Source organism: Actinomadura sp. 9N215 (genome assembly GCF_044326345.1).
Classification (GTDB): domain Bacteria; phylum Actinomycetota; class Actinomycetes; order Streptosporangiales; family Streptosporangiaceae; genus Spirillospora.
Window position 1 is genome coordinate 90,131 of record NZ_JBIRBA010000021.1, and the last position, 15,293, is coordinate 105,423.

At 72.6% G+C, this 15,293-nt stretch carries 16 protein-coding genes; 10 read left to right on the top strand and 6 right to left on the bottom strand.

The window, feature by feature from the left end; all coding sequences use genetic code 11:
- The first annotated feature begins 3 nt into the window (after positions 1–3).
- From ACH34T_RS30320 to ACH34T_RS30360, 9 genes are all read left to right on the top strand, one after another.
- On the top strand, positions 4–591 hold the full coding sequence (locus ACH34T_RS30320) for a MaoC family dehydratase N-terminal domain-containing protein (RefSeq protein WP_396024350.1): 588 nt from the start codon (positions 4–6) through the stop codon (positions 589–591).
- A complete protein-coding gene (locus ACH34T_RS30325; protein ID WP_396024351.1) occupies positions 588–1,013 on the top strand; it encodes a Zn-ribbon domain-containing OB-fold protein in 426 nt (141 codons plus the stop codon). The genes ACH34T_RS30320 and ACH34T_RS30325 overlap by 4 nt, the downstream gene beginning before the upstream one ends.
- Positions 1,010–1,420, top strand: coding sequence for a hypothetical protein (locus tag ACH34T_RS30330; protein WP_396024352.1), 411 nt, complete (start codon positions 1,010–1,012; stop codon positions 1,418–1,420). The genes ACH34T_RS30325 and ACH34T_RS30330 overlap by 4 nt, the downstream gene beginning before the upstream one ends.
- The gene (locus ACH34T_RS30335; protein WP_396024353.1) at positions 1,417–2,598 is read left to right on the top strand and encodes a lipid-transfer protein; all 1,182 of its coding nucleotides are present in this window, start codon (positions 1,417–1,419) and stop codon (positions 2,596–2,598) included. Before ACH34T_RS30330 ends, ACH34T_RS30335 begins: the two co-directional genes overlap by 4 nt.
- Positions 2,599–2,661: 63 nt before the next feature.
- The gene (locus ACH34T_RS30340; protein ID WP_396024354.1) at positions 2,662–3,876 is read left to right on the top strand and encodes a DegT/DnrJ/EryC1/StrS family aminotransferase; all 1,215 of its coding nucleotides are present in this window, start codon (positions 2,662–2,664) and stop codon (positions 3,874–3,876) included.
- Positions 3,873–5,018 carry a steroid 3-ketoacyl-CoA thiolase gene (locus ACH34T_RS30345; protein WP_396024355.1) on the top strand — a complete coding sequence of 382 codons (1,146 nt, stop codon included), beginning with the start codon at positions 3,873–3,875 and terminating at the stop codon, positions 5,016–5,018. Before ACH34T_RS30340 ends, ACH34T_RS30345 begins: the two co-directional genes overlap by 4 nt.
- A gap of 11 nt (positions 5,019–5,029) precedes the next feature.
- The gene (locus ACH34T_RS30350; RefSeq protein WP_396024356.1) at positions 5,030–7,249 is read left to right on the top strand and encodes an acyl-CoA dehydrogenase family protein; all 2,220 of its coding nucleotides are present in this window, start codon (positions 5,030–5,032) and stop codon (positions 7,247–7,249) included.
- A gap of 11 nt (positions 7,250–7,260) precedes the next feature.
- Positions 7,261–8,472 carry an acyl-CoA dehydrogenase family protein gene (locus ACH34T_RS30355; RefSeq protein ID WP_396024357.1) on the top strand — a complete coding sequence of 404 codons (1,212 nt, stop codon included), beginning with the start codon at positions 7,261–7,263 and terminating at the stop codon, positions 8,470–8,472.
- A gap of 1 nt (position 8,473) precedes the next feature.
- Positions 8,474–9,592, top strand: a complete 1,119-nt coding sequence (locus ACH34T_RS30360) for an acyl-CoA dehydrogenase family protein (RefSeq protein ID WP_396024358.1) — start codon at positions 8,474–8,476, stop codon at positions 9,590–9,592.
- Positions 9,593–9,706: 114 nt separating this feature from the next.
- On the opposite strand, the gene ACH34T_RS30365 is transcribed toward ACH34T_RS30360, so the two are convergent.
- Genes ACH34T_RS30365 through ACH34T_RS30375 form a run of 3 tightly spaced genes read right to left on the bottom strand, consistent with a single transcriptional unit; the run spans position 9,707 to position 11,566 of the window.
- A complete protein-coding gene (locus ACH34T_RS30365; RefSeq protein ID WP_396024359.1) occupies positions 9,707–11,002 on the bottom strand; it encodes an FAD-binding oxidoreductase in 1,296 nt (431 codons plus the stop codon).
- A gap of 38 nt (positions 11,003–11,040) precedes the next feature.
- Entirely contained in the window at positions 11,041–11,385 is a 345-nt protein-coding gene (locus tag ACH34T_RS30370; RefSeq protein WP_396024360.1) for a VOC family protein, read from the bottom strand.
- A gap of 1 nt (position 11,386) precedes the next feature.
- On the bottom strand, positions 11,387–11,566 hold the full coding sequence (locus ACH34T_RS30375; RefSeq protein WP_396024361.1) for a ribbon-helix-helix domain-containing protein: 180 nt from the start codon (positions 11,564–11,566) through the stop codon (positions 11,387–11,389).
- 91 nt (positions 11,567–11,657) lie between these two features.
- Between ACH34T_RS30375 and ACH34T_RS30380 the strand changes: the two genes are divergently transcribed.
- Positions 11,658–13,013: a HEAT repeat domain-containing protein gene (locus ACH34T_RS30380; RefSeq protein ID WP_396024362.1), complete on the top strand. Its 1,356-nt coding sequence runs from the start codon at positions 11,658–11,660 to the stop codon at positions 13,011–13,013.
- Positions 13,014–13,028: 15 nt separating this feature from the next.
- On the opposite strand, the gene ACH34T_RS30385 is transcribed toward ACH34T_RS30380, so the two are convergent.
- From ACH34T_RS30385 to ACH34T_RS30395, 3 genes are read right to left on the bottom strand one after another with little or no spacing between them, the layout of a single operon-like run.
- Positions 13,029–14,393: a hypothetical protein gene (locus ACH34T_RS30385; protein WP_396024363.1), complete on the bottom strand. Its 1,365-nt coding sequence runs from the start codon at positions 14,391–14,393 to the stop codon at positions 13,029–13,031.
- Complete coding sequence (locus tag ACH34T_RS30390) at positions 14,390–14,818, bottom strand: hypothetical protein (protein ID WP_396024364.1); 429 nt, start codon at positions 14,816–14,818, stop codon at positions 14,390–14,392. The genes ACH34T_RS30385 and ACH34T_RS30390 overlap by 4 nt, the downstream gene beginning before the upstream one ends.
- 2 nt (positions 14,819–14,820) lie before the next feature.
- Positions 14,821–15,219, bottom strand: a complete 399-nt coding sequence (locus tag ACH34T_RS30395; protein WP_396024365.1) for a rhodanese-like domain-containing protein — start codon at positions 15,217–15,219, stop codon at positions 14,821–14,823.
- Positions 15,220–15,293: the final 74 nt, after the last annotated feature.

Below are 15,293 nucleotides of genomic sequence, written 5' to 3' on the forward strand. Positions count from 1 at the left end.
TTCATGGTGCACGAAGTGGAGGCGCGCTGCGCGCCGTTCGCGGGCCAGGTGGCGGAGCCGCCCCGCGTCGCGAGGTACGACGTGAACGCGGCGATGATCCGGAACTGGGTCGAGGCGCACGACGATCTCAACCCGGTGTACGTCGACGCGGAGGCCGCGCGCGCGACCGGCCGCCGCGACGTCGTCTGCCCGCCCGCGATGATCTCGACCTGGGTCATGGCCGGGTACCGCCGCCACCGGGAGATCCACCGGCTCCGGGCGGAGGGCGCGAGCGAGGACTTCGCCTACTCGCGGCTGCTCGCGGTGCTGGACGAGGCCGGTTTCACGTCGGTCGTGGCGACGAACGTGGAACAGGACTACGTCCGGGAGCTGCATCCCGGCGACCACGTGACCGCCCACTTCACCATCGAGGACGTCTCGCCCGTGAAACGCACCGGGCTCGGCGACGGGGTGTTCATCACGCTGCACAAGCGCTACGTCGACCGGCACGGCGACCTGCTCGTCGAGGAGCGGTTCCGGCTGCTGCGGTTCGACCCGGGCACCGTCACCCCGGGCACCCGCACCCCGGGCACCGAGGAGGAGGGCCGATGAGCGACGCCGTCCGCACCGCCGTCCCCCATCTGATCATCACCCAGGACAACGAGTTCTGGTTCACCGCGGCCCGCGCGGGCCGCCTGGCGATCCAGCGCTGCACCGGCTGCGGCACGCTGCGGCATCCGCCCGCGCCCGCCTGCGCCTCGTGCCGGTCCCTCTCCTGGGACAGCGTCGACGCCAGCCGCCGGTGCACGCTGCACAGCTACACCGTCCTGCACCACCCGAAGGACGGCGCGTTCGACTACCCGCTCGCCGTCGGGCTGGTCGATCTGGAGGAGGGCACCCGGCTGGTGGCCGACATCTCCGGCGTCGGCCTCGACGAGCTGAAGATCGGAATGGAGCTGGAGGTGGGGTTCGCCGAGCACGCCCACGGCGAGATCCTGCCCCGCCTTACCCTGCCCGGAGGTGACCGGGCATGACCTTCCCGGACTGCGCGGTCGGCACGCCGCTGCCCGTCCTGGACCTCCCGCTGGACCGGACGCTGATCGTCGCGACCGCGATCGCCTCCCAGGACTTCGAGGACGTCCACCACGACCCCGGCAGGGCCGAGGAGCGGGGCACGCCCGACATCTTCATGAGCATCAACTCCACCAACGGCTTCGTCGACCGCTACATCACCGACTGGACCGGTCCGCGCGCCCGGATCGTCCGGGTCGCGCTTCGCCTGGGCGTGCCCAACTTCCCTGGCGACACGATGCGCCTGTCCGGCGAGGTGACCGACGTGACGGGCGGCTCGGTGACCGTCCGGGTGACCGGCCGGAACTCGCGCGGGACCCACGTGACCGCCGACGTCGTCGTGGCACCGATCCAGGGAGGGGAGCGATGAGGGGCGGATTCTCCGGGGCCGCGGCGATCGCCGGGATCGGGGCCACCGAGTTCTCCAAGAACTCTGGCCGCAGCGAGTGGCGGCTCGCGTGCGAGAGCGTCCTCGCCGCCCTCGCGGACGCCCGGATCGGCGTCGAGGAGGTGGACGGGTTCGCGCTGTTCACCATGGAGACGAACCCGGAGATCGCCGTGGCCCGCGCCCTCGGCATCCCGGAGCTGAAGTTCTTCAGCCGGATCCCGCACGGCGGCGGAGGCGCCTGCGCCCCCGTGCAGCAGGCCGCGCTGGCCGTCGCCGGCGGCGTCGCCGACGTGGTCGTGGTCTACCGGGCCTTCAACGAGCGGTCCGGGCACCGGTTCGGCGCCGGCCCGCCGCCGTTCGCCTACACCGCGAGCACCGACCAGGAGTACCGCAACTGGATCAACCCGTACGGGCTGCTGACCCCGGCGCAGCAGGAGGCGTTCCTGGCCAGGCGCTACATGGAGAAGTACGGCGCCACCAGCGAGGACTTCGGCCGGGTCTCGGTGCTGTCCCGCGCGCACGCCGCCCGCAACCCGAAGGCGTGGTTCTACGAGCGTCCGATCACCCTCGCGGACCACCAGGACTCCCGGATGATCGCCGACCCGCTGCGGCTCCTCGACTGCTGCCAGGAGAGCGACGGCGGGCAGGCGCTCGTCATCGTCAGCACCGAGCGCGCCCGCGACCTGCCGCACCCCCCGGCCGTCATCACCGGGGCGGCCCAGGGCGTCGGCCCGCAGCAGATCTCGATGAGCAGCTACTACCGTCCCGACATCGACGAGATGCCGGAGGTGGAGCTCGTCGCCCGGCAGCTCTGGAACCAGGCGGGCGCCGGCCCGGACGGCATCGACGCGGCCGTCCTCTACGACGCGTTCACCCCGATGGTGCTGCTCCAGCTGGAGGAGTACGGATTCTGCGGACGGGGCGAGGCGAAGGACTTCATCGCCGCGGGCGAGGTCGGTCTCGACGGTCGTCTCCCGATCAACACGCACGGCGGCCAGCTCGGCGAGGGCTACATCCACGGGGTCAACGGCATCGCCGAAGGCGTGCGCCTGATCCGTGGCACGTCCGTCAACCAGCCGCCGAAGGAGCTCGGCAACGTGCTCGTCACCGGTGGCTCGCCGGTGCCGCACAGCGCGATCGTCCTCACCGCCGACCGCTGACCGCACTGCCCACCTCGGACCGCCGACCGGCCGCGCACCACCATCAACGACGAGGAGCCCACCGTGACCGAACGCATCACCTATGCCCGCGCGACCCACGGGGAGGAGGAGATCCAGGCCGTCGTCGACGTCCTGCGCGGCGGCCCCCAGGGGCTGCGGATCGGCAGGAACGTGGCGGAGCTGGAGACCCGGATCCCCGCGCTGTCGGGCAAGCGGTACGGGGTCATGTGCAACTCCGGCTCGTCGGCGCTGTACCTGGCCGTCGAACTGCTCGGCCTGCCCAGGGGAAGCGAGGTGATCACCTCGCCGCTGACGTTCTCCACCGACGTCGCGCCCCTCGTCCGCGCGGGCCTGGTCCCGGTCTTCGCCGACGTCGAGCCGGACACCTACAACGTGGACCCCGGCGGGATCGAGGCGCTGGTCACCGACCGGACGCGGGCCGTGCTGTTCCCGAACCTGGGCGGCAACGCGCCGGACTGGGACGCGATCCGCGCGATCGCCGACCGGCACGGCCTCAAGGTGATCGAGGACTGCTGCGACGCGCTCGGGCCGAAGCTGCGCGGCACCCCCACCGGGACGCGCGCCGACATCAGCGTCACCAGCTTCTCGATGGCGCACATCATCACCTGCGCGGGCACCGGAGGGATGGTGATGGTCGACGACGAGGAGTCGCGGGACCGTGCGCTGCTGCTGCGCCGCTGGGGCCGCCGCTCCGAGCCGAACCTGTTCGGCGGCGGCGCCGGCCGGGTGTTCCGCGAGGACCTCGACGGCGTCGAGTACGACAACGACTTCATCTTCGACCTGCTGCCGTGGAACTTCGAGCCGTCCGAGCTCGGCGCGGCGTACGGCGTCGTCCAGCTCGGCAGGCTGGAGGCGAACCACAAGCGCCGCCGCGAGATCTTCGACGCCTACACCGGCGCCTACGCCGCCTACCCGGGCTTCTTCACCACGCCGCGGCAGACCGCCGACCTCGACACCGCCTGGCTCTGCTACCCCGTGATGGTCGACGCGGACGCCCCGTTCTCCCGCGGCGACCTGCAGGAGGCGATGGAGTCCGACGGCATCGACACCCGGACCGTCTGGAGCGGCAACATCACCCGCCATCCGATGATGGCCGGCGTCGAGCACCGCGTCCCCGACGGGGGGCTGCCCGTCGCCGACGCGGTGTTCGAGCGCGGCATGACCCTCGGCATGAGCCACGGGCTGACCGACGAGCACGTCACCCGCATCGTCGAGTCGATCCACCGCTTCGCGAGCGCGAAGGCGATGGCGGGATGAATCCGGTGGTCATCGATGCGGTTCGCACGCCGTTCGGGAAGCGCGCGGGGTGGCTCTCGGAGCTGCACGCGGCCGAGCTGCTCGGTCTCGTCCAGCGCGGCGTCCTCGACCGGGCCGGGATCGAGCCCGAGCTCGCCGAGCAGGTCATCGGCGGATGCGTGACGCCCGCGGGCGAGCAGTTCGGCAACGTCACCCGCACCTCGTGGATGCACGCGGGCCTTCCGCCGCGCACCGGGGCGACCACGATCGACGCCCAGTGCGGCACCGCCCAGCAGGCGGTGCAGCTGCTGGCCGGGCAGATCGCGATGGGCGCGCTGGACGTCGGCGTCGCCTGCGGGGTCGAGGTGATGTCGAGCGTCCCGCTGGCCGTCGCCGGCGAGATCAAGCTCGGCAAGGGCTCGCCCCGGCCCGCGACCTGGAACGTCGACCAGCCGGACCAGTACACCGCGGCGGACCGCATCGCCGCGGTCCACGGCATCACCCGCGAGGAGATCGACGCCTTCGGGCTGCGCTCGCAGGAACGCGCCCAGGCGGCCTGGGCGGCCGGGGCCCTCGACCGGCAGATCGTCCACGTCGAGGCTCCGGACGGCGAGGGCGGCCGCACGCTCGTCACCCGCGACCAGGGTCTGCGGGAGACCGGCATGGAGGCGCTGGAACGGCTGCGGCCGACCGTCCCGGACGGGCTGCACACGGCCGGGACGTCCTCCCAGGTCTCCGACGGGGCGAGCGCCGCGCTGCTGATGTCGGCGGAGCGGGCCCGCGAGCTCGGCGCGACGCCGCGGGCGCGGCTGCTCGCCCAGTGCGTGGTCGGCGGGAGCACCGAGCTGCTGCTCGACGGCCCCGTCCCGGCGGCGCGCAGGCTCTTCGAGCGGACCGGCATGACAACGGCCGACATCGACCTGTTCGAGGTCAACGAGGCGTTCGCGTCCATCCCCATGGCGTTCGCGCGCGAGCTGGACGTGCCCGAGGACCGGCTGAACGTCAACGGCGGCGCGATCGCGCTCGGCCACCCCGCCGGCGCGACCGGCATCCGGCTGCTGGCCACGGCGATCGACGAGCTGGAACGCCGCGACGCCCGCACCGCGATGATCGCGATCTGCGCGGCGGCGGCCACCACCTGCCTGATTCTCGAACGACTCTGACGAGGACCGCCATGCCGCTCCCCCTTGAGGACGACCACCGCGCGCTCGCCGACTCGGCCGCGGCCTTCGCCCGGCGCCACGCACCCGTCGCGGCGACCCGCGACGCCCTCGCCGACCTGGCGGCGGGCAAGCGCCCCCGGTCCTGGGACGCCCTCGTCCGGCAGGGCCTGCACGCGGTGCACCTGCCCGAGGAGCACGGCGGCGCGGGCGCCGGGCTCATGGAGCTGGCCGTGGTGGCCGAGCAGCTGGGCCGGGCGCTCGTTCCGGGCCCGTTCCTGCCGACCGCGATCGCCGGCGCGGTCGTGGCCGCGTCCGGAACGTCGGCGGTCCGGAACCGGCTGCTCGGGGCGTTCGCCGGCGGCGCCACCGGGGCCCTGGCGGCGACGCCCGGCCTGGTCGCGACGCGGCGGGCGGACGGCTGGCGGGTGGACGGCGCCTCCATGCCGGTGCTTGGCTTGCCCGGGGCAGAGGAGATCGTGGTCCGGGCCGCCGTGGCGGACGACGCCCGCCGCGTCCTGTGGTTCCGGCTCGTATCGGCGGAGACCGCCGTCGTGCACGTCGACGAGGGCGTCGACCTGACCCGTCCGGTGGGGCGGCTGGAACTGGCCTCCCACCGGGTGTCTCACGGCGACGTCCTGGACCCGCCGGACCAGGCGCGCGCCGACCTGATCGTCAACACGGCCCTCGCCGCCGAAGCGGCCGGGATCGCGTCGTGGTGCCTGGCCACCGCCGTCGAGTACGTCCGGGAGCGTGTGCAGTTCGGCCGGCCGGTGGGCGCCTTCCAGGCCGTCCAGCACAGGGCGGCCCTGATGCTCGTCCGCGCCGAGACGGCCTGCGCCGCCGCCTGGGACGCGGCACGCGCCGAGCACCAGCCGGCCGAGCAGCAGCGGCTGGCCGCCGCCGCGGCCGCGGTGACGGCCCTGCCGGCCGGGATCGACGCGGCCTTCGACTGCGTCATGCTGCACGGCGGCATCGGCTTCACCTGGGAACACGACGCGCACCTGTACTGGCGCCGCGCGCTCAGCATCGCCTCGGCCTGCGGCGCCGAGGAGGAATGGGCCCGCCGGCTCGGCGAAGCCGCCCTCACCGGCGCCCGCGACTTCACGTTCGTCGACGAGGACGCGTACCCCGAACTGCGGGCCGACGTGCGCCGCGTCCTCGACGAGATCGAGGCCCTGCCCGCCGCCCCCGGGGAGAACGAGCGCTTCGCCGCGCGCGGCGGACCGCGCCGGGCGCGCCTGGCCGAGGCCGGGCTGGTGGCGCCGCACTACCCGCCGCCGTACGGCCTGGGCGCCGGTCCCGGCGAGCAGTCCGTGATCGCCGGGGAGTTCGCGCGGCGCGGCGTCGTCCAGCCGACGACCGTCATCGGCGAGTGGGTGCTGCCCACGATCCTGGCGCACGGCACGCCCGAGCAGCGGGAACGCTTCGTCCAGCCGACGCTGCGCGGCGAGATCGTGTGGTGTCAGTTGTTCAGCGAGCCCGGCGCGGGTTCGGACCTGGCGGCGCTGTCCACGCGGGCGAGGAAGGTCCCCGGCGGCTGGTCGATCACGGGCCAGAAGGTGTGGACGTCCTCGGCGCACGAGGCCGACTGGGGCGTCTGCCTCGCCCGCACCGACCCGGCCGCGCCCAAACACCGGGGCCTGTCGTACTTCCTGGTCGACATGGGGACGCCCGGCGTCGACGTCCGCCCGCTGAGGCAGGCGACCGGGCGTTCGGAGTTCAACGAAGTCTTCCTCGACGACGTCTTCGTGCCCGACGCGTGCCTCGTCTCCGAACCCGGCGACGGATGGAGACTCGCCACGACGACGCTGTCCAGCGAGCGGCTGAGCATGGGCGGCATGGTGACCCACGGCTCCGCCGGGCTGGTCCGCGCGATGATCGAGCGGGGCGACCACGCCGCGTCCCGCGCGGAGGCCCTGCGCGTGCTGGGCCGCAACACCGCCCGCGAGGCGGCGCTGTCGGCCCTCGGCCTCCGCGGCGTCCTGGCCCGGCCGTCCGAGCACGACCCCGGCGCCGGGACCAGCGTGCGGAAGGTGTTCAACGCGATCGCGCAGCGGGACGGCTCCCGCGCGCTGATCTCCCTGCTCGGACCGGCCGGGACCCTGACCGCAGGCGGTTACGCCGCCGACCACATCGGGCTCCCGTCCGTCCTGTTCGGCGGCGGCACGATCGAGATCCAGCTCAACGTCATCGCGCGGCGGGTCCTCGGGCTGCCGCGCCAGGACACCTGAAGGAGCGACCATTGCACCCCGACCTGTCGGCGGAGTCGAAGCGGCTGCGCGCCGAGCTGCGCGCCTACCTCGCCGAGATCATCACCGCCGAGGACCGCCGCGAGCTCGTCCACCAGACCGAGGGCGGGCCGACCTTCAGCCGGATCCTGCGGCGCATGGGCGCGGACGGCCGGCTCGGGCTCGGCTTCCCCGCCGAGCACGGCGGCCGCGGCGAGGACCCCGAAGCGCTCTACGTGTTCTACGACGAGGTGATCCGGGCCGGCGCGCCGCTGTCGCTCGTCACCCTGAACACCGTCGCCCCCGCGCTGCTGAAGCACGGCACGCGCGAGCAGAAGGACTACTTCCTGCCCAGGATCCTCGCGGGTGAGCTGATCTTCGCCATCGGCTACACCGAGCCCGGAGCCGGGACGGACCTCGCCTCGCTCCAGACCCGCGCCCGCGTCGAAGGCGACGACCTCGTCGTCAACGGCAACAAGATCTTCACCAGCGCGGCCGTCTTCGCCGACTGGGTGTGGCTCGCGGTGCGCACCGACCCGGACGCGCCCCGCCACCGGGGCATCTCCGTCGTCCTGGTCCCCACGGACACGCCGGGGTTCTCCGCCACCGAGATCAAGACCGTGGGCGGCATCAGCACCGCGGCGACGTACTACGAGGACGTCCGCGTGCCGCTGACGAACCTGGTCGGCGAGCTGAACGAGGGCTGGCGCCTGATCACCGACCAGCTCAACCACGAGCGCGTCGCGCTCGCCGCCCGCGGCGGCATCGCCAACGAGCTCTTCGACGAGGTCCTCGCCTGGGCCATGCGGGAGCGGCTCGGCGACGGCGTCGTCCACGACCTGCCGTGGGTGCGCCACGCCCTGGCCGAGGTGTACGCCCTCCTCAGCGCCGCGGAGCTGTTCAGCCTCCGCCTGGTCGCCGACGTCGCCGCGAACACCCTCGGCGGCGGCGACTCGGCGGCCGCCAAGATCTTCGGCACCGAGGCGGTGGTGACCGCCTACGGCAGGCTCCAGGAGGTGCTCGGCGCGGCCGGCCTGCTGCGGCCCGGCACGCCAGGCGCCGCCCTGGAGGGCCGGGTCGAGGCGCTCGGCCGCCGGGCGCAGAACAACACCTTCGGCGGCGGCACCAACGAGGTGATGCGGGAGATCGTCGCGGCCAGGAGCCTCGGCATGACGCTCGCCGCCCGCCGCCGCCCCGAGGCGAACACCGCCCCCGGAAGGAGCTGACATGGACTTCGACCTGGACGGCGACCTCGCCGCCGTACTCGACCTTGCGGGCGACATCTTCGCCGACCTCGCGACCCTGGACCGTGTCGTGCGGGTCGAGAACGACGAGAACGGCTTCGACCGGACCCTGTGGCGGACGCTCGCCGACGCGGGCCTCCTCGGCGTCGCGCTGCCCGAGGCGGCGGGCGGCGCCGGCCTGGGCATGCTCGGCCTGGCGGCCGTGCTGGAGCAGCAGGGCCGGCGGGTCGCGCCGGTCCCGGTGTGGCCGGTGGTCACCGCCGCCCTGACGATCGCCCGGTTCGGCACGCCGGAACAGGTCCGTGCCTGGCTGCCCCGCGTCCTGGACGGATCGGCCCCGATCACCTCCGCGCTGGAAGAGAGCACCGGTGCCGCGGGACTGACCGGAACGCGCACCCCCACCGGACTGTCGCTCACGGGAGAGCTCCTCTCCGTCCCCGCGGCGCGGGAGGCCGCCGCGCTCCTCGTCCAGGCCAGGCTGGACGACGGAACGACCGCGATGGCGATCGTGCCCACCGGCGGCGCGGGCCTCACCACGACCGGGCTCGCGGCCACCAGCCGGGAGAGCCGCGCCGCGGTCCGCTGCGACGGCGTGGTCGTCGAGACCGCGAACCTGCTGCCGGCGGACGGGACCGAGGTGCTCACGTGGGCCCGCCGCCGCGCCCGCGTGGCCCTGTCGGCGTTGCAGACGGGAGTCTGTGAGGAGGCTCTGCGGGTCACGGCGGAGTACACGTCCCAGCGCGAGCAGTTCGGCCGCCCCCTGTCGACGAACCAGGCGGTGGCGGTCCGCGCCGCCGACGCCTATCTCGACACCGAGGCGATCCGGCTGACCACGCAGCGGGCGGCGTGGCTCATGGACACCGGCCAGGAGGACGCCGCCGAAACCGCGGCGCTGGTCGCGAAATGGTGGGCGTCCCGGGCGGGGCTGCGGGTCGTCCACGCCACCCAGCACCTGCACGGCGGCATCGGCGCGGACGTCGACTACCCCGTCCACCGCTACTTCCTGTGGGGACGGCAGATCGCCTTCTCCCTGGGCGCCGCCGACGCCACGGCCGCCGCGCTCGGCGACCGCCTAGACCGCGCCCCGCGCATCGGAGCTTGATCCCCGCGCGGGACCGGCGGGCCAACGAGGCAGGGGGCCGGGAGGGGTCCCGGCCCCCTGCGGAGGACGATCTGCCCCGACCGATCGCAATGGCTCCGATGATCGCTGGGGGCGCTAGGTGAGGACGCTGTGGTTGGCGCGGAAAACACCGTGCGGGTCGCGGGAGCGCTTGAGTTCGCGCAACCGGGCGAGGGCGGGTTCGGGAAATGCGTCGGCCGCCGTTTCTCCGGGGGCCAGCAGCGTGTACGGCTTGCGTCCGGAGGCGGTGGCGCCGAGCCGATCGGCGATCTGCGCCTGTCTGGTGCGGGCGGCGTGCGCGAGTTCCGGATCGGCACCCAGACCGATCATCTGGAGCAGGTAGGGCTCGGCCAGTGCTCCGCCCGGACCGTGGCCCGGCTCGGCCAGCGCACCGCCCAGATGCCGGACCTGGACGGCGATCAGCGAGTCGATCGGCTCGGTCGCCAGGGCCTCGTCCGGGTCGGTCAGCAACTCGGCACGGGTCATCGCGGGAGTCGGGGTGGTCGGCTCGTCGGTGATCTCACCCAGGTCGGCCATCGCGACGACGCCGCGGTTGTCGCTGATCACGCCGTCGACGGTGTCGATCCGGCGCACCAGCGCCGCCCCTTCGCGCGGGTCGCCGAGGTAGGTCAGATCCAGGCCCGCCATCGGCGGGGCTCCGGGGAACTGGAACCGGTTGAACCAGATGGTCAGCTCCGGTGGCGCCTGTTCGGTCATCGTCCGGAAGACGTCGAACACCTCGGCGCTGCGCGCACCCGGCCAGATGACGCGGCCGCCGTACACCGACGACGCCGGATGCAGATCGAATTCGAGTGACGTCACCAGTGCGAAGTCGCCGCCGCCGCCTCTCAGTCCCCAGAACAGTTCCGGGTCTGAGGTGTCGCTCACCCGGGTCCGGTCGCCGTCGGCGTCGACGATGTCGAAGGCGCGCACGCTGTCGGCGGCCCAGCCGTATCTGCGGCCGAACCAGGACAGGCCGCCGCCCAGCATGTATCCGGTCACGTTGACCACCGGTGAACTGCCGGGCAAGGCGGTCAGGTTCGCGGGCCCGGCCTTCGCCAGCACCTGCCCCCAGTTCACGCCCGCGCCGACCTGGGCCCGCCGCTCCCGCTCGTGCACCTGGACGCCGTCCAGACGGTTGGTGCGCAGCAGGATCACCCCTTCCACGTCGCCTGAGGCGTCGTGGCCGTTGGCCTGGGCGGTGACCGTCAGCCCCGACCGCCGCGCGTACCGGACCAGCGCGGCCACGTCTTCGGCGTCCTCGGCCTGCACCACGGCCGCCACCGGCTGCTCGACGGCCAGGTTCCAGGGCTTGCGGGCGGCGTCGAAGCCGTCGTCGCCGCGCTCCAGCACCCGTCCCTTGACCGCTCCCCGCAGATCACTGCCGATCATCTGAGAACTCCCCCTGTAGTTCATGTCGCGGACACGCGTCAGCTCTTGGGCGGGGCCTGCAGGCTCCACAGCCGTCCGTCCGGATCGCGGACGGTCATCTCCCGGGTCCCGTAGTGGGTGTCCTGGAACGGGGTGACCACCTCGACGGCCGGATCGGGGTCGAACCGTTCCGCGTCGGCCACCTTCAACGCCACCTGCATCCCGGGCTGCCGGCCCTCGGGGCTCTCGGTGACGATGAGATAGGGGCCCTCGCCGCGGCGGAACACGCCGGAGCCGTCGCCGGTGGCGATCTCCAGTTCGAATCCCAGTGCCTGGACGAACCTCGCGGTCCTGCCCCAGTTGCGGGTCTCCAGGAACACCGCCTCGATCCCTTCGGTCGCCATGTCATGACCCCTTCCCGGAAGTGTGCTCCTGCTGCCCGCGGGCGTCGTCGAGGTAGGCGCGCAACGCGTCGGCGACCAGCGCCGACAGGGACATACCCGTTTCGATCGCGTGATGTTTGACCTGCTTGATCAGCGGCACCGGCAGGTACACGTTGAACTGCTTGACCTCCACCTCACCCATGAACCGATGCTAGCATACTAGCTAGTTAGCAACTTAGCTCGCTGAGCGGTCGGTGTGGTGCTTTGATCGACGGGTCGAAGGCGGGGTGGGGATGTCCGGTTGGATTCATTTGCTTTGCCGCGAGGCGCTCGGTGGGGTGACCGCCGCTCGGCTCCGGGACGGGATCACCGGTGGCGATCCCTGGGCGCTGGCCGGTGTCGACTATCTGACCCTGGCTGAGGACTATCCGGTCGGTGACGCGCCACAGCTCACGGACGTCGTGGCCGACGCGCTGGGGCGGTTGACCGTTGAGGAGGTGGACGGCGCCGACGACGGTCTGGCATTTCTGGTCGGCTACGGGGCTTGGCCTGTGCGTCCCTTGGCGATCCATCGGTGGGATCTGCGGCAGGCTCCTGACGTCCTCGGTTCGGTGTTCGGCGGGGGGTTGGCCGACGGCGCTGCGGAATTCGCTGAACTCGTCGGGATTCGCTTGTGGCGTCACCAGCTCTCGGATATGGGACTCGTCCTCGGCTATGAGGTCGCCCGGTATCTGGGCCAGTTGGGCAGAGCCGTTGTCGTGCCCGAGGCGGGGAAGCCGTTCGAGGTCGAGGACGGCGGCTGGAGACCTTCGGCGTTCGCTTTCCCGAATCGGGCGCCGTCCATCGGGAGTTCGCTGGCGGATCTCCGTGTGGAGTCGGGTCGCGGTGGCGTGCTCATCGAGCGGGCCCGTGCTCTTTCACTGCGCACGGGCGGTACTTCGACTGAGAAGGCGACGACTCTCGCCGCGATCCAAAAAACTGGACCGCACGTGGGGGGCGCGCCTTTGTTTCTCGATCGGCTCGCCGACGAGGCAATGGACGACGGTGGCGTGAACGCGTTCTTCATGTCGTCCGACGTTCTCGCGCTGGTGCACCAATATCTGATCTGTCTGCCCGATCGCCGTGCCGAAGCCCTCATCGCTCCGCCCGGCGGAGTCCGATGGCGATTCCTCCTGGACCGGCCGACGCCCTACGTCGTCGGCCGCGCGATTCAGGAGGTCGCCGACTGGCCGCGGGTGGCGAACATCTATGTCCGCGACCAGGCGATTCATGCTCTTCTTCGCCTCGACGCGAGCGCGGTGCCGGAGCTCGTCGAAGCGCTGGAGAGCCGCCGTCCGCAACGTCTGGTCCTCCTCGCCGCGCTCGCCGCCATCGCCTCCCCGGACGGGTTGGAGACGCTGGTCGCGCATCTGGCCGACCCTCTCGACAGGGTCCGCGCCGTCGCGCAGTGGGGTGTGCGCCGTCTCGGCTCCGACATCGCGCGTCCACGAATGGTGCTCGAATCACGCTGGTGTCCGGGATGCGGCCTGCTGTTCGGCGACCATTCCTACCCTTGCTCGTGGTGCGGCAAGGAATTGCAGACGCCGCCGGCACTGCCGTGGCGGGCGCTCGCGGCGCCGGAATGCCCTGTGTCCCTCAGCCAGAAATGACGCTGCCTGCGCGGCTCATTGGTGTTGGCCCGCTTCGCCCTGGAGCGCCCCGTGTGCTGCTTTCAGGTTGTCGGCGCGGAATCGGGTCGGGGCCGTGGCATGCATGGCCCGGCCCGCGGCGGAGGTGAACGCCGCCTCGGGCACCGCGTCGGCACCCGGAGGGACGAATTTCAGGGCCTCGTCGAGTGCCGCGACCGCCAGCGCGGCGGGCACGGCGGGGTCGTCCGCGACCGTGAGCCACTCACCCGGGTCCAGCAGGCGGGACGGCTCGGAGCCCCCGAACGGCAGGCCCGCCGCCATGCCGGGCCGTCCTCCGGGCGGGAGCCGGAACCCGAAGGCCCGCTGCCTGCCGCAGCCCGCGCAGGACCCGCTGTAACACCCGGCGAGGTTCTCCCCGGCCACGGCGAGGAAACTTCGGCGCGGGAAGCGGTGCTCCCCGCATAGGCACGGCCGCAGGTCCATGTAGAGGTGGGCCTCTGTGGTGGTACGGGCCAGTCCGGCGACGCTCACGAAAGAGGTGGCGAGGTTGCGGCTGGGCATGCTCTGGTGTCCCGTCCAGCGGTGCCGACGAACGAGAGCGTCGCGCGACGGTGGCCATGCCTCGACATCGAACGGCACCCTCAGCCATTTGGGTTCGCCGTACGCCGAGACGAGTTCCGAGCCCTCGGGCGGCAGTTCCGCATAGACCACGGGACGAGCCTCGAATACCCCGTAATCGTGCCGGGAGACCGGGCGCGGCAGCGGATCGCAGGGATTGCCGCGCAGGTCCAGCACTTCGGTCTCGGCCAGCCAGGGCGAGGCGGCGAGCGCCTCGACGCCGGTCCTGCCGATCCGGTTGCCCGCCAGCGACAGGCAGGGCAGGCCGCGGAGGAGCTCGGAGAAGGCGATGGCCACGGCGTCCTGGTCGTCCAGCCCGAGCCCGTCGAGGGACAGCGAGGTCAGCAGGCTCAGGTGCGGGTCCCGCAGCGCCGAGCGCAGGTCCGTCCGCCAAGCCGGGCTCCGGTGTGCCGGGCTCTGCTGTGGTGAGCCCTGCTGCGGCGGGCTTCGGCGGGGTGCGGTGAGGGCGACGTGCCGGACGGGCGCCAGCGCGAGCACCCGGTCGATCACGTCGCCGAACCGGTCCAACGGCACCGCGACCTCGGTGACCAGCCCCTCGTGGACGGTGTATCCCTCGACCAGCTCGTCCAGCGGCGCCGCGAACCCCGGTCCGTGGACGGCGCGCTGCTCCGCCTCGGCCAGGCGGAGCAGATCGACCGCGCGGTCCTGATCGGGTCCGGCGGAGGCGCGGCGCAGGGCGTGGTCGTCCGGCCTCGCCAGCACCGCGCGGTACCGCTCGAACTCGTCACCTTCCACTTGGCCTGAGCCGGTCACTCCGGTCATGGCCGCGCCGGATCACCGGCGTCGACGTCGGTGTCCGCGTCGGCGTCGGCGTCGGCGGGGACAGGACGGAATCCCGAGCACAGGACGCGGAGCCAGGTGATCTGCTCGCCGTCCGCCACGTAGTACGCCTGCTGCTCGACCAGATAGCGGACGGTCCCGTTCCGGATCCGGAACCGGTAGGCGACGTGTTCGCGATCGCCCATGCTTCCGGTGGTGACCTGGACGAGGCTCTCGATGTGGTCGCCGGGCTCGAACCAGCGCCCCAGCATGATCTCGTCGACGACCTCCGCCGCGGCGGTGGCCTCCCAGGGACGTCCCGGTGTGAGGGCCCTGAAGTCGATCCGGGGATCGAGCAGCGCGTGAAGGGCGTCGCGGTCCTTGGCCGCGAGCGCGCGCGCGAACCTCTCGCCCAGATTCACGCTCATGGTCAGGCGCCCTCGGGCGCCTGGAACGTCACGGGACGGCCCTGGTCCTTCCACGCGGCCAGCCCGCCGTCGAGATGGGCGACGTCGGCGTAGCCGAGTTCCTCCAGCGCCAGCGCGGCGAGCGCGGAACGTCCGCCGGACGCGCAGTACAGGATGGTCGTCGCGGCGGGATCGAACTCGGCGCGGTGGTACGGGCTCGCCGGATCGGCCAGGAACTCCAGCATTCCGCGCGGCGCCAGGACGGCCCCGGGGACGTGGCCCTCGCGCTCGACCTCGCCGGGTTCGCGGAGGTCGACGAGCGTCACGTCGCCGGACTCCAGGGCCAGCGAGACCTCGGCGACGGTCAGGTTACGAACCCGCGCGCGGGCATGGGCGATCATATCGGTGACGGAGGTTCCCATCGGTCTGCCCTTCTCGGAGACGTTTCTCGGGGACGTTCGCCATCTCACAGCCCCGGACGGGGACGGCGCATCCG

Excerpts from the sequence above, each read along its gene's own strand:
- ACH34T_RS30350 (WP_396024356.1), top strand. The coding sequence starts at position 5,030 with ATGCCGCTCCCCCTTGAGGACGACCACCGCGCGCTCGCCGACTCGGCC.
- ACH34T_RS30325 (WP_396024351.1), top strand. The coding sequence starts at position 588 with ATGAGCGACGCCGTCCGCACCGCCGTCCCCCATCTGATCATCACCCAG.
- ACH34T_RS30375 (WP_396024361.1), bottom strand. The coding sequence starts at position 11,566 with ATGGGTGAGGTGGAGGTCAAGCAGTTCAACGTGTACCTGCCGGTGCCG.
- ACH34T_RS30390 (WP_396024364.1), bottom strand. The coding sequence starts at position 14,818 with ATGAGCGTGAATCTGGGCGAGAGGTTCGCGCGCGCGCTCGCGGCCAAG.
- ACH34T_RS30380 (WP_396024362.1), top strand. The coding sequence starts at position 11,658 with ATGTCCGGTTGGATTCATTTGCTTTGCCGCGAGGCGCTCGGTGGGGTG.
- ACH34T_RS30330 (WP_396024352.1), top strand. The coding sequence starts at position 1,010 with ATGACCTTCCCGGACTGCGCGGTCGGCACGCCGCTGCCCGTCCTGGAC.
- ACH34T_RS30320 (WP_396024350.1), top strand. The coding sequence starts at position 4 with ATGGTGCACGAAGTGGAGGCGCGCTGCGCGCCGTTCGCGGGCCAGGTG.
- ACH34T_RS30370 (WP_396024360.1), bottom strand. The coding sequence starts at position 11,385 with ATGGCGACCGAAGGGATCGAGGCGGTGTTCCTGGAGACCCGCAACTGG.
- ACH34T_RS30395 (WP_396024365.1), bottom strand. The coding sequence starts at position 15,219 with ATGGGAACCTCCGTCACCGATATGATCGCCCATGCCCGCGCGCGGGTT.
- ACH34T_RS30385 (WP_396024363.1), bottom strand. The coding sequence starts at position 14,393 with ATGACCGGAGTGACCGGCTCAGGCCAAGTGGAAGGTGACGAGTTCGAG.
- ACH34T_RS30345 (WP_396024355.1), top strand. The coding sequence starts at position 3,873 with ATGAATCCGGTGGTCATCGATGCGGTTCGCACGCCGTTCGGGAAGCGC.
- ACH34T_RS30335 (WP_396024353.1), top strand. The coding sequence starts at position 1,417 with ATGAGGGGCGGATTCTCCGGGGCCGCGGCGATCGCCGGGATCGGGGCC.
- ACH34T_RS30360 (WP_396024358.1), top strand. The coding sequence starts at position 8,474 with ATGGACTTCGACCTGGACGGCGACCTCGCCGCCGTACTCGACCTTGCG.
- ACH34T_RS30365 (WP_396024359.1), bottom strand. The coding sequence starts at position 11,002 with ATGATCGGCAGTGATCTGCGGGGAGCGGTCAAGGGACGGGTGCTGGAG.